General features: G+C 45.7%; 10 protein-coding genes, 2 tRNA genes, 1 rRNA gene and 1 riboswitch. Of the genes, 10 read left to right on the forward strand and 3 right to left on the reverse strand.

Going from position 1 to position 13,465, the window contains the following annotated elements; genetic code table 11:
- Positions 1-304 precede the first annotated feature (304 nt).
- From LU290_RS00085 to LU290_RS00095, 3 genes are all read left to right on the forward strand, one after another.
- Positions 305-763 carry a hypothetical protein gene (locus LU290_RS00085; protein WP_277808563.1) on the forward strand — a complete coding sequence of 153 codons (459 nt, stop codon included), beginning with the start codon at positions 305-307 and terminating at the stop codon, positions 761-763.
- Positions 764-780: 17 nt separating this feature from the next.
- Positions 781-897, forward strand: a riboswitch (TPP riboswitch).
- Between the two features lie 166 nt (positions 898-1,063).
- Positions 1,064-2,917: a phosphomethylpyrimidine synthase ThiC gene (gene thiC, locus LU290_RS00090; protein ID WP_277809513.1), complete on the forward strand. Its 1,854-nt coding sequence runs from the start codon at positions 1,064-1,066 to the stop codon at positions 2,915-2,917.
- A 208-nt stretch (positions 2,918-3,125) separates the two neighbouring features.
- Entirely contained in the window at positions 3,126-4,970 is a 1,845-nt protein-coding gene (locus tag LU290_RS00095; RefSeq protein ID WP_277808564.1) for an ABC transporter ATP-binding protein, read from the forward strand.
- A 90-nt stretch (positions 4,971-5,060) separates the two neighbouring features.
- Here the strand turns inward: LU290_RS00095 and def are convergent, their stop codons facing one another.
- On the reverse strand, positions 5,061-5,573 hold the full coding sequence (def, locus tag LU290_RS00100) for a peptide deformylase (RefSeq protein ID WP_277808565.1): 513 nt from the start codon (positions 5,571-5,573) through the stop codon (positions 5,061-5,063).
- A gap of 302 nt (positions 5,574-5,875) precedes the next feature.
- Here def and hisB point away from each other — a divergent pair, with 302 nt between their 5' ends.
- Both hisB and hisH read left to right on the forward strand, forming a co-directional pair.
- Positions 5,876-6,472 carry an imidazoleglycerol-phosphate dehydratase HisB gene (hisB, locus tag LU290_RS00105; protein WP_277808566.1) on the forward strand — a complete coding sequence of 199 codons (597 nt, stop codon included), beginning with the start codon at positions 5,876-5,878 and terminating at the stop codon, positions 6,470-6,472.
- A 10-nt stretch (positions 6,473-6,482) separates the two neighbouring features.
- Entirely contained in the window at positions 6,483-7,124 is a 642-nt protein-coding gene (hisH, locus tag LU290_RS00110; protein WP_277808567.1) for an imidazole glycerol phosphate synthase subunit HisH, read from the forward strand.
- Between the two features lie 123 nt (positions 7,125-7,247).
- On the opposite strand, the gene fabF is transcribed toward hisH, so the two are convergent.
- The gene (gene fabF, locus LU290_RS00115; RefSeq protein ID WP_277808568.1) at positions 7,248-8,549 is read right to left on the reverse strand and encodes a beta-ketoacyl-ACP synthase II; all 1,302 of its coding nucleotides are present in this window, start codon (positions 8,547-8,549) and stop codon (positions 7,248-7,250) included.
- A 289-nt stretch (positions 8,550-8,838) separates the two neighbouring features.
- Between fabF and LU290_RS00120 the strand changes: the two genes are divergently transcribed.
- Positions 8,839-9,195: an MliC family protein gene (locus LU290_RS00120; RefSeq protein WP_277808569.1), complete on the forward strand. Its 357-nt coding sequence runs from the start codon at positions 8,839-8,841 to the stop codon at positions 9,193-9,195.
- Between the two features lie 84 nt (positions 9,196-9,279).
- On the opposite strand, the gene LU290_RS00125 is transcribed toward LU290_RS00120, so the two are convergent.
- Positions 9,280-10,482, reverse strand: a complete 1,203-nt coding sequence (locus LU290_RS00125) for an anhydro-N-acetylmuramic acid kinase (RefSeq protein ID WP_277808570.1) — start codon at positions 10,480-10,482, stop codon at positions 9,280-9,282.
- Positions 10,483-10,737: 255 nt separating this feature from the next.
- Between LU290_RS00125 and LU290_RS00130 the strand changes: the two genes are divergently transcribed.
- From LU290_RS00130 to LU290_RS00145, 4 genes are all read left to right on the forward strand, one after another.
- Positions 10,738-11,157 carry an ACP-like domain-containing protein gene (locus LU290_RS00130; RefSeq protein ID WP_277808571.1) on the forward strand — a complete coding sequence of 140 codons (420 nt, stop codon included), beginning with the start codon at positions 10,738-10,740 and terminating at the stop codon, positions 11,155-11,157.
- Between the two features lie 516 nt (positions 11,158-11,673).
- A 16S ribosomal RNA gene (locus tag LU290_RS00135) occupies positions 11,674-13,204 on the forward strand.
- A 60-nt stretch (positions 13,205-13,264) separates the two neighbouring features.
- A tRNA-Ile gene (locus LU290_RS00140) sits at positions 13,265-13,341 on the forward strand.
- Positions 13,342-13,345: 4 nt separating this feature from the next.
- Positions 13,346-13,421, forward strand: a tRNA-Ala gene (locus LU290_RS00145).
- Positions 13,422-13,465: the final 44 nt, after the last annotated feature.

The raw sequence follows: 13,465 nt of genomic DNA on the forward strand, positions 1-13,465 counted from the left end.
TTGTTTTCATTATTTTGAGTAAAAATTTTAACAATTTCATGAGAAATTGGCTAAAATACCCCTTTAATTTGGCAAAATGCTGTAATCAAGGCGGTTTGAGATTTTTATCTATAAATTAAGATTAACTTAAAAAATTGAATTAAAAAGATAAAATCGCTAGGCAAATAAGCAGGTTTTAAATTATACACCTATTTGTCAATCGCAATTTTTTGTTATATTCTAAACTAAATTAAATGCGATTTACAAATCCAAGACCTCAACCTATCTGGCGAAAAATTTTAACAGTTTCCATAAGGGTTTCCGCATGACATCACGAGCATCATATCAACTCATTGCTACTTCAATCTTGTTTTTATTATTTATGGCAAATGTCCCTCCAGCGATTGCCAAAAGCAATAAAAACACCCTGCCTAATGAGATTTTTCAAGGATATTGGGCTGCGATAGAGCCCATGCAAGAGATGTTTTTTGTAATCAACTTCAAAAAAGATAAAAAAGGTAATCTCACTTCCGAACGCTATGTATTTAATTGTGGCAAATCGGAGAATTTTCAAACGGCACAACCTTTTGTTGATACAATCACACCAACCAAACAAGGATTGTTACTCAAAGCCGAAGGTAAATACGATCAAGCGATTATATCTGTCGAATCATTACAGCCAAAACACTCATTGGTGCTTGAACATCAATTGCCAAATCTACCACTTCAAATATCTATTCAATATCGCTATACAGTAACACCAACGCCGATTTGTCAATTGTAATTTTTGTTATGCTATGACTTAACTTGACGGAGTGCGGTTGTGCTTTTAAAAAGCAAAAATCGCTGAGAGCCATTGGCAATCCGTTGAACCTGATACAGTTCATACTGTCGTAGGAAATCAAGTTATTTAAAATCTTTGGGTTAGAATAAAAAATGTTCGTTCGCTCTGAGCCAAGTCGAAGGGTAACGAACAACCGTTATGGTTCGACTTAGCTCACCACGAACGGTTGTTTTACCCCATATTCATCGTAAGATTTTTGATGGCTTGATTTGTTTTTTAGCCATTTTTAAGGATTTTATGATGAGCCAAACCGCAAATCAAACCCCAACCGACATCATCAACCAGCATGAACAAGATGCCAAAGATTTAACTCGCATTTTGCCCGCATCTCGTAAAGTCTATGTACAAGGTTCACGCCCTGACATTCGTGTGCCATTTCGTGAAATTTCCCTAACCGATACACCAACAGGTCTCGCCAAAGACGGCTATGAAAAAAACGAGCCGATTTTGGTTTATGATACATCAGGCGTTTATACCGACCCCGATATAAACATTGATTTAAATCAAGGCTTGCCTAAATTGCGTGAAAACTGGATTGATGAACGAAATGACACCGAAATTTTGCCAAATTTATCATCAGAATTTGGGCGACAGCGTCTAAATGACATTCGCACCGAAAATATTCGTTTTGCCCACATCTCTAAGCCACGCCGAGCCAAAACAGGCAAAAATGTCACCCAACTGCACTACGCACGAGCGGGCATTATCACCCCTGAAATGGAATACATTGCCATTCGTGAAAACCAAAAACAGCGTGCAGGTGTCGATACTCGCCAGCATCAAGGCGAGAATTTTGGGGCGAATAATTTGCGTGAAATTACCCCTGAATTTGTGCGTTCTGAGGTGGCGATGGGGCGTGCGATTATTCCGTGTAATATCAACCATCCAGAATGCGAGCCGATGATTATTGGGCGAAATTTTTTGGTCAAAATCAACGCCAATATTGGTAACTCCGCTCTTGGCTCGTCCATTGATGAAGAAGTTGCCAAAATGACTTGGGCGACTCGTTGGGGAGCCGATACCATTATGGATTTATCAACAGGGAAAAATATTCACGAAACACGAGAATGGATTATTCGTAATTCGCCTGTACCGATTGGCACCGTGCCGATTTATCAGGCGCTTGAAAAAGTGAATGGCGTGGCGGAAGATTTAACTTGGGAGATTTTTAAAGATACGCTCATTGAGCAAGCCGAGCAAGGCGTGGATTATTTTACCATTCACGCAGGCGTTCTGCTCCGCTATGTGCCACTTACCGCCAATCGTTTGACGGGCATTGTCTCTCGTGGCGGTTCGATTATGGCTCAATGGTGCTTGGCTCATCATCAGGAGAATTTTCTTTATACCCATTTTGATGAGATTTGCGAGATTATGAAAGCCTATGATGTGTCATTTAGTTTGGGCGATGGCTTGCGACCAGGCTGTATCCAAGATGCCAATGACGAGGCTCAATTTAGCGAATTAAAAACCTTAGGCGAGCTGACAAAACGAGCGTGGGAGCATGATGTACAAGTGATGATTGAAGGACCAGGACACGTTCCCATGCACATGATTAAGGAGAATATGGAGTTGCAGCTTGAACATTGTGGCGAAGCTCCGTTTTATACGCTAGGACCGCTTGTTACCGACATCGCCCCTGCCTATGACCATATCACCAGTGCAATTGGGGCGGCGATGATTGGTTGGTATGGCACGGCAATGCTGTGTTATGTCACGCCAAAAGAGCATTTGGGCTTACCGAATAAAAAAGATGTCAAAGACGGCATCATCACTTATAAAATCGCTGCTCACGCCGCCGACCTTGCCAAAGGGCATCCGTCTGCCCAAGTGCGTGATAATGCTCTGTCGAAAGCTCGTTTTGAGTTTCGTTGGGAAGACCAATTTAATTTGGCATTAGACCCAGATTCGGCTCGTAGTATGCACGATGAAACCATGCCAAAAGAGGCTCATAAATCGGCTCATTTTTGCTCGATGTGTGGTCCAAAGTTTTGCTCGATGAAAATTACCCAAAATGTGCGTGAGTATGCCAAAGGTATGGAAGAAATGAAAGAGAAATTTGCCGAAAGTGGCGGAGAGTTGTACAAGGCAGTGTGATGACTGGTCGTAGGTTGAGTTATGCTTGAATAAATCCAAAAAATTCAATGGTTTATAATAAAATGTTGGGTTTCTCTATCGCTCAACCCAACCTACGACAGTTGCATTGCTTTATCAATTCAATGGGCATAAAAATTTCACAACAAACAGTTACGCCTAATTCTGCTATAATGGTCAGATTTTTAGAATTTTAGAAGTTTGATTTTATATGTCCTTATTTTCTTATTTTGAACGCAAGATTGACCCTTATCCAGACAGTCCCATGCCGACCATGACTCGTGGCAAATTGCTGGCTTTTTTGTGGGCGTGCAGTGAAGGGGCGAGAGTGTGGATTTTTATTCGCATGGTGCTTTCGGTGCTTTTGGGGGTGTTTGGCTCGCTTTTGTTTGCTTGGGCAGGTGATGTGGTGGATTGGCTGACGGTCTATACGCCAAGCACGCTGTGGCAGGAAAAGGGGCAGGTCATCATGATGATGTTGGGGCTGTGCGTGCTGTCAATTATCGGCGAGTTTGTGGGTAATTTGGTGCGATTTCAGGTGCTACAAGGCGTGCTACCCATGCGACTGCGTTGGTGGTTTCATAAGCACATGCTCGGTCAGTCCATGCAGTTTTATCATGATGAATTTTCTGGGCGAGTGTCAGCCAAGGTCATGCAAACGGCGTTGTCGGTGCGTGATACCATCATGACGATGGCAGAGATGGTGGCGTTCGTGTCGGCGTATCTGATCACCAGTGGTGTGATTTTGCTGGGTTTGGATATTTGGCTGTTTGTGCCGTTTGTGCTGTGGCTGATGGTGGTGGCTGCGATGATGAGATTCTTCTTGCCACGTCTAAGGCAGTCGGCAAGCAGTCAGGCGGACGCTCGTGCCTTAATGACAGGGCGAGTAACGGACGCTTATGCCAACATCGGTGCGGTGAAATTGTTCAGTCACTCTCAGCGTGAGCTTCGCTATGCCAAGTCCGCCATGCAAGAATTTATGCTGACTGTGCATACACAAATGCGGTGGGTGTCGGTGCTGGGGACGACCACAGAGACGGTGTCGCTTTTGATGATTGTCGGTAGCACGGCGATTGGTGTGTATCTGTGGATGGTGGGCGAGGTAACGGTGGGTGCGATCGCTGTGGCGACTGGCATTGCACTGCGTCTAAAAGCCATGATTCAGTGGATCATGTGGGAGATGGCAAGCCTGTTTGAACACATCGGTACGGTGCAAGACGGCATGAGTACGCTGACCACGCCACACGCCATTACTGACAAGGCAGATGCCAAAGTGTTGAACGCTCAGCGTGGCGAGATTGTCTTTGATGGTGTGGCGTTTAATTATGGCAAAACGGACGATAAAGCTGGTCTGTTGAATGATTTTCATCTGTCCATTCGTGCAGGCGAGAAAGTGGGGCTGGTGGGTAAATCTGGTGCTGGCAAATCCACTTTGGTCAATCTTTTGCTTAGATTTTATGAGGTGCAAAGCGGTCAAATCTGCATTGATGGGCAGGACATCAGTGGCGTTACCCAAGAATCTTTACGCCAAAACATCGGCATGGTAACCCAAGACACATCGCTCCTTCATCGCACCGTGCGAGAGAACATCGCCTACGGTCGCCCTAATGCGACTGACGATGAGATTATCGCGGCGGCAAAGGCGGCACACGCTTGGGATTTTATCCAGACGCTACAAGACAAGCACGGCAACACAGGGCTTGATACGCAAGTGGGCGAGCGTGGTGTCAAACTCTCTGGCGGACAACGCCAACGCATCGCCATCGCACGAGTAATGCTCAAAAACGCTCCGATTTTGCTCCTTGACGAGGCGACGAGTGCCCTTGACAGCGAAGTGGAACACGCCATCACCCAAAGCCTAGACGACATGATGGCGGACAAGACGGTGATTGCCATCGCCCATCGTTTATCCACCATCGCAAGCATGGATAGGCTGGTGGTCATGGATCAAGGACGAATCGTTGAGATGGGTAGTCATGAGGAACTGATCGCCAAAAATGGCATTTATGCAGGGCTGTGGGCAAGGCAAAGTGGCGGATTTTTGGGGGAGGTTTGATGATTTAAAGCGACTTGGCTTTGACTAAGCTTTTTGCAACAAAAATAAAAACCCAAGTGATGAGCTTGGGTTTTTTCTTGGAGGTGATTTCTAGCCTCTTTTGGCAATGACTTTGCGCACTTTATCACGCGCGCGGTCTTGTTTTAGGCGAGAAAGATAATCCACAAACACAATGCCCTTTAAATGATCCAGCTCGTGCTGAATGCACACCGCCAGCAGCCCGTCAGCATCCACGCTGAACGCCTGCCCATTTTCGTCCAAAGCATCAATCCGCACACGAGCAGGGCGTTCCACCGTGTCATACACTTCTGGAATGGACAGACAGCCCTCTTGATAAGGAACAAGCTCTTCGGTCAGTGGCGTTACTTTAGGGTTGATATAGACCTTGGGCTGTGGCTCTTCGCCATCTTTTGCCAAATCCATCGTAACCACTTGCACATGCCTATCTACCTGCGTTGCCGCAAGCCCAATGCCTCGTGCGTCATACATGGTCTCAAACATATCTTTGATGAGTGTCTTGATGGTGTCGTCAATGACGGTGACTTCTTCGGCGACCGTCCGCAGGCGTGGGTCTGGGTAGTGTAAAATTGGTAAAATTGCCATAAACATTCTCAAAATCTGGTGGAAATTATGACTATTATAATCCAAAGCCCAAATGTTGGCAAAGTTTATCCGAAGTTGTGGCGATTTGGCGGCTTTGGGCTTGGGTTTTGATTGTAAAATTTTGATGAAAAATTTGCTTAAAAAATTTGCTAAGTTTTTTAAATTTTGGATCAATTTTCCCAAAGTTTTGCAAATTTTCCCCAAAGCTTGTCCGCATTTCCCCAAAAAATTTTCCCAAAAATGTGTATTTTTTGTGTAGAATAAAGCGGTTATTTTTATTGTCATTAAACCAAGGATTTGTCATGACTACACCACGCACCGCCCAGATTACTCGTAATACCGCCGAAACTCAAATCAGCGTTTTTCTCAATATTGACGGCACAGGCGTGGGCAATATTGACACTGGCGTGCCGTTTTTGGATCACATGCTTGAGCAGATTACCAGACACGGGCTGTTTGATTTGGATGTCAAATGCGTGGGTGATACGCACATTGACGACCATCACAGCGTTGAAGATACAGGCATTGCCATCGGTCAGGCGTTAAAAATCGCATTGGGCGACAAAAAGGGTATTCGCCGTTATGGGCATTTTTATGCACCACTTGATGAGAGCCTAAGCCGTGTGGTGGTGGATATTTCAGGTCGTCCAAGCCTGCATATGGATGTGCCATTTACTCGTGCTTATGTGGGCAAATTGGATGTGGATTTGTTCAGTGAGTTTTTCTACGGTTTGGTCAATAATGCTGGCATTACTCTGCATATTGACAATCTAAAAGGCAAAAACAGCCACCATCAGATTGAAAGCGTGTTCAAGGCGTTGGCTCGAGCCTTGCGTATGGCGTGCGAAATTGATGAGCGCGCTGGTGGCAGATTGCCATCTACCAAAGAGATGCTATAAGGGGGCGGTCATGACGAAAGTTGCGTTGCTAGATTATGGCGTGGGCAATTTGTTTTCGGTGGCGAATGCTTTGACAGTGGCAGGGGCGAGTGTCACCATTACCAACGACCCAAAAGACATCGAAACGGCAGACAAAGTCATGCTACCGGGCGTGGGGGCGATGCGTGATTCTATGCAGCACATGCAAGCGTGCGGTGTGGATGTGGCGGTCAAGCAAGCCCTATTAACCAAGCCTGTGATGGCGATTTGTGTGGGTATGCAGGCGTTGTTTGATTATTCTACCGAAGGCGGTCGTGTGCCGTGCTTGGGCGTGGTGGCAGGCAGTGTGGAGCGGTTTGATGATGCGTGGGTGCAAAACTCCCAAGCCATCAAAATCCCCCATGTCGGCTGGAATGCCGTACATACCGACAGTGACCATGTGCTGTGGCAGGGCTGTAATGATGAGTATTTTTATTTTACGCACAGTTATTATTGTAAGCCTGATCAGACGGACGCTCGCAATGATGGTTTGGTGGTGGCGACAGCGGATTATGGTCGGGTGTTTTGTGCCAGTATTATTAAGGATAATGTGTTTGCCACGCAGTTTCACCCAGAAAAAAGCCACCGAGCAGGTTTAAAATTGCTAAGCAATTTCATCAATTGGCAAATCTGATGTTTCATGTGAAACATTGTGTTGATGAAATAAAAAGGCTGTGAAAATAAATCACAGCCTTTTTTATTAAGAAAATATTTGTTTAAATCATTGATTTTAAATGATTTTTTATTTTTGCAATCATTAGTCATGCCAGCGTGCAAAAGCCAGACTGCCGTTCGTACCACCAAAGCCAAAGCTGTTGCTGATGGCGTAATTGAGATTTTCCACTTGGCGTGCGGTGTGGGCGATGTAGTCTAGCGTGCAGTTTTCATCTGGATTGTCCAGATTGATGGTTGGTGGCAGGGTTTGATGTTGTAAGGCTAGGACAGTAAAAATGGCTTCAACCGCCCCAGCTGCCCCTAATAGGTGTCCTGTCATGGATTTGGTGGAGCTGACCAAAATATCATCGCCAAACAAATCAGCGATGGCACGGCTTTCGGCGACATCGCCCGCAGGCGTGCTGGTGCCGTGAGCATTGACATAGCCCACTTGGTCGGCATGAATGCCTGCATCTAGCAGGGCGTTTTGCATGGCTCGTCTTGCCCCATTGCCGTCTTCAGGCGGTGCGGTGATGTGGCTTGCGTCATCGCTCATGCCAAAACCCACCAATTCTGCCAAGATGGTCGCACCACGAGCTTTGGCATGAGCAAGACTTTCAAGCACCAACGCTCCTGCTCCATCGCCCAGCACAAAGCCATCTCTGTCTTTGTCAAAAGGACGGCTGGCTTTGGTCGGTTCGTCATTGCGAGTAGAAAGGGCGTGCATTGCCCCAAAGCCTGCCATGCCAAGCGGTGTCGATGCTTTTTCACTGCCGCCGACCAGTACCGCATCAAGATCGCCATAGGCAATCAATCTTGCCCCAAGTCCAATGGCGTGCGTCGAAGTGGTGCAAGCGGTCGCCGTGGCAAGATTTGCCCCTTTTAGACCATGTCTGATCGCAATCAAACCTGCTGGCATATTGACAATCGCCCCTGGAATGATGAAGGGCGACACTTTTTTGGCACCGTGTGCTTTTAAGGTATCTCGGCTGTCTTCAATCGTGCCGATACCGCCAATGCCCGAACCCATGACCACACCAAAGCGTTCACCATCCACATTGATGGGCAAATCATCGCCCTTGATGTCATCAATAAGCCCTGCGTGATGCAGTGCCTGTGCCGCCGCTACCTGAGCATAATGCATGAACTCGTCATAACGGCGAACTTCTTTGGGGTTTAAAAAGTCTTTGGCGTTAAAATCTTTGACCAAACCTGCGATTTGCGAGCGAAATTCGTCAATCGCCACGCCATCAAATCCATCAATTTTTGTGATGCCGCTGATGCCATTGGTGAGATTGTGCCAAATGGTGGCAAGGTCATTACCCACAGGGGTGATCGCCCCCATGCCTGTGACGACGACACGCTGATGGTCTGGGCGGCTAGAATGGGTGGTTTTTTGTGTCATGGCGATGTTCCATCAAAAATATTTTGAGAATGAATTTGTTCATTCATGTTTTGTTACAAATTGGGCTATCTTAACATAATTTTGGTGCGATGAAAAGTTTACAAGTGTATTTTGTGATGAACTATGTGTTGGGCTAAATTACACAGCTGAATAATAAGAGTAATTCTCAATAACATAAAGCATACAAAGCCGTTGTAATTTTATGATACGATATATCTTAATCTTATTACAACTGACAATTCATTTTCCATTTTATTTTTTTCCATTTTATTTTTTTAAGGAGATTGACATGAAAGCAAAATTAGCACTTGGTACGGCTTTCGCCCTTATTTTGGCTGGTTGTGCTTCGACTACCCCTGCCACCACCACAAAAGCTGCGGCAGCTCAGGCTTCATCGAAAACTTTCCTTTGCCAAAATGGCATCGCACCAACCCTAAGCTACATCAATGACAGCCAAGCACAAATCACCATTGATAATCAGACCAGCACGCTAACCCTAGCACCAGCTGCATCAGGTAGCCGCTATGTGTCAGAGACAGGCATCTTTAATCATGGTGGCGAATGGCATCAAAAAGGTGACTTGGCGGTGTTTAGCTACAAAAACTATCACGGCATCCCTGCTCAGACCAACTGCCAAGCACAATAATAAACGCAGTTAAGTCTTTGAGCATTTAACCCTGTCAATAAAAAACCGCATTCGTGCGGTTTTTTATTTGTGCAAAAAAATCAATCAAGGAAAGCAGACTTGACCCAGCACCACGCCCTGACTTGCCCCTGTAACGCTTGGCAGATTGCCTGTGCGTGAAAGCATGGTTTGGCGTGCCAGCCAAGCAAAGGCAAGGCTTTCAACCAAAGTTGGTGGTACGCCCAGCACTTCGCTGGACTGCACTTGCCAGCTTGGCAGATGATGGGCAAGTCGGCTCATCAGATAACCATTTAAAGCCCCACCACCACAGACGAACAGCTTGCCAGATGGTGTGATTTTGGTCAGGGCATCGGCTACGCTTATGACAGTCAGATCCACGAGCGTGGCTTGTACATCAGCAGGTGTATAGCTAAGTTCATGATTTTTATAAAATTTTTCTAATTCTGCATCCAGCCATGTCAAGTGAAACTCTTCTCGCCCTGTGCTTTTTGGGTAGGGTTTGCCAAAAAACGGATGGGTGAGCAGTTGCTCAAGTAGCGGTGCGATGACTTTGCCAGATTTTGCCCAGTCGCCATTTTTGTCAAAATTCGCCCCTGTGTGGCGTTTTACCCAGCCATCAAGAAGTAGATTGGCACAGCCTGTGTCAAAGCCAATCACTTCACGAGTGCCGTTTGACAATAAAGTAATGTTGGCAATGCCACCAAGATTCAGCACGACTTGATCGCCTGTTTCATCAAGATTAAAAATCGCTTCGTGAAACGCAGGGGCTAGGGGGGCGCCCTGTCCGCCCACCGCCATATCACGGCGGCGAAAATCCGACACCACCGCAATGCCAGTGCGTTCAGTCAATACATTTGGGTCAATGAGCTGTAAGCTAAAATGCCACTGTGGGCGATGACGCACGGTTTGTCCATGACAGCCGATGGCACAGACGCTCTCGCCATCAATGCCTGCCTTTGCCAATAATTCAATGACCACCTGAGCTGCCAATTCCCCATAAAACACGCTCGCCCAACCAAAAACATCCAGCTCACTTTCAAAGCCAAGCTGATTTTCTTTGATAAAATCATGCACGCCATTAGGCATGGTCAGAGCAAGTAGGGCAGCCTTTAAATCATCAGGAAAATTCACGCTGTGACTTTCGATGACCGCAGGGTGTTCGTCATCAAATCGGCACAGCACCGCATCAAGTGCGTCCAAGCTTGTGCCACTCATCATGCCGATAAAATACGGCTGAGCGTCCAAATGAGCCCAATCCAAAGATTCATTGTGTAAAAAATCATTCATACAGACAACCATCAGTCATTTTAAGCTTCTATAATAAAGCAAAGCATAGCAAATTTTTGCGAATTTTCCAAAAAATTGTAAGCATACTCGCCAAATGCAACAAATTATTGCAAAAACACTTGATTTTAGTCGAAATGTTATACCTTAGCAATAAATCTTAATTTTTTTACGATATACTTCCCCATTTTCTATGAATATAATTTAATCATGGCATAAAACCCATAATTTCCATCTCCTATATAAAGAAAATACATTATGAAAACTCTAAAAATCCTCGCTCCTGTTTTTGCCCTTGGCATGGCGCTGTCTGGCGCAGCACACGCAGACGATTTGATGGATGCGCGCACCGCTGCTGACACCGCCACAAAGATTCGCCAAGTGACCTATCAATGCACCACGGGTGGTAAGGTTGCTGTAAAATTTGGCTTTAATAAGCAAAATCTACCAACATTCGCCGAAGCGCACTTAGGTGGCAAGACTCGCTTTTTGCCCATCAATCTTGCGCATTCAGACATCGCCAGCACATCTTTTGGTGATGAAAATAGCTGGACCATCGGTTCGAGCGCCATGACACTGGCAAACTATCACAAATCAGACATTTTAGTGATGAATCCAAACGCAGTCATCGAACACAAATACTGCAAAGTGACCAATGTTAAAAAACTCAAAGGCTGATTATTGACTTTTAAATAATTTTCCTAGCATAAAAGGATGGTATTGATCACCATCCTTTTTTCATCTTAAAAAACCATCAACAAAATCAACCACTTACAAACTTTCCCCAATTTTTTTCAAAATTTCCCAAAAAACCATTTGACACCCCAAAAAATATCTGTATAATACGCACTCATTCCAACGCAGCCTAGTTACAAAAAATAACAAAGCAAGTTGGTTTAAAAAAAATTCAAAAAAAGCTTGACAACACAAAATACTGTGATAAAATGGTCAGCCTTGATTGATGATACAGACGATGTATCAGACACTATTTAAAATCAAAACTAAAGAACAACTTGTGTGGATTTTTGCTAATACAAGATAATATAAAAATTATCATTTATCAAGCAAAAATACTCAAAGTTAATTCATTTACACGATGAGCAAATTTTGCTAGTAATAAATGAGCCAAAATTAAAAGTCCTAACTTTTTATTTTACTTTCTAAGTAAATAATCAATTAGGCAACACAAAGATTAAACTGAAGAGTTTGATCATGGCTCAGATTGAACGCTGGCGGCAGGCTTAACACATGCAAGTCGAACGATGATTATCTAGCTTGCTAGATATGATTAGTGGCGAACGGGTGAGTAATGCTTAGGAATCTGCCTATTAGTGGGGGATAACTATCCGAAAGGATAGCTAATACCGCATACGTCTTACGAGAGAAAGGGGGCTTTTAGCTCTCGCTAATAGATGAGCCTAAGTCGGATTAGCTAGTTGGTGGGGTAAAGGCCTACCAAGGCGACGATCTGTAGCTGGTCTGAGAGGATGATCAGCCACACTGGGACTGAGACACGGCCCAGACTCCTACGGGAGGCAGCAGTGGGGAATATTGGACAATGGGCGAAAGCCTGATCCAGCCATGCCGCGTGTGTGAAGAAGGCCTTTTGGTTGTAAAGCACTTTAAGTGGGGAGGAAAAGCTAATGGTTAATACCCATTAGCCCTGACGTTACCCACAGAATAAGCACCGGCTAACTCTGTGCCAGCAGCCGCGGTAATACAGAGGGTGCAAGCGTTAATCGGAATTACTGGGCGTAAAGCGCGCGTAGGTGGCTTATTAAGTCAGATGTGAAAGCCCCGGGCTTAACCTGGGAACTGCATCTGATACTGGTAAGCTAGAGTAGGTGAGAGGGGAGTAGAATTCCAGGTGTAGCGGTGAAATGCGTAGAGATCTGGAGGAATACCGATGGCGAAGGCAGCTCCCTGGCATCATACTGACACTGAGGTGCGAAAGCGTGGGTAGCAAACAGGATTAGATACCCTGGTAGTCCACGCCGTAAACGATGTCTACCAGTCGTTGGGTCTCTTGAAGACTTAGTGACGCAGTTAACGCAATAAGTAGACCGCCTGGGGAGTACGGCCGCAAGGTTAAAACTCAAATGAATTGACGGGGGCCCGCACAAGCGGTGGAGCATGTGGTTTAATTCGATGCAACGCGAAGAACCTTACCTGGTCTTGACATACTAAGAATCTTGCAGAGATGCGAGAGTGCCTTCGGGAACTTAGATACAGGTGCTGCATGGCTGTCGTCAGCTCGTGTCGTGAGATGTTGGGTTAAGTCCCGCAACGAGCGCAACCCTTTTCCTTAGTTACCAGCGACTCGGTCGGGAACTCTAAGGATACTGCCAGTGACAAACTGGAGGAAGGCGGGGACGACGTCAAGTCATCATGGCCCTTACGACCAGGGCTACACACGTGCTACAATGGTTGGTACAAAGGGTTGCTACACAGCGATGTGATGCTAATCTCAAAAAGCCAATCGTAGTCCGGATTGGAGTCTGCAACTCGACTCCATGAAGTCGGAATCGCTAGTAATCGCAGATCAGAATGCTGCGGTGAATACGTTCCCGGGCCTTGTACACACCGCCCGTCACACCATGGGAGTTGATCTCACCAGAAGTGGTTAGCCTAACGCAAGAGGGCGATCACCACGGTGGGGTCGATGACTGGGGTGAAGTCGTAACAAGGTAGCCGTAGGGGAACCTGCGGCTGGATCACCTCCTTAATGAATTATCTGATTAGCAAGAATTCACAACAAGTTGTTCTTTAGGAAGATGTTTAAAACGGGTCTATAGCTCAGTTGGTTAGAGCACCGTGTTGATAACGCGGGGGTCATAAGTTCAAGTCTTATTAGACCCACCATTTTGGGGCCATAGCTCAGTTGGTAGAGCGCCTGCCTTGCACGCAGGAGGTCAGGAGTTCGACTCTCCTTGGCTCCACCAATCATTAATTAGAACTAAGCAATCAAAACCAAGTTTAGATTTCT

It is taken from the genome of Moraxella nasibovis (assembly GCF_029581575.1).
In the GTDB taxonomy this organism is placed as follows: domain Bacteria; phylum Pseudomonadota; class Gammaproteobacteria; order Pseudomonadales; family Moraxellaceae; genus Moraxella; species Moraxella nasibovis.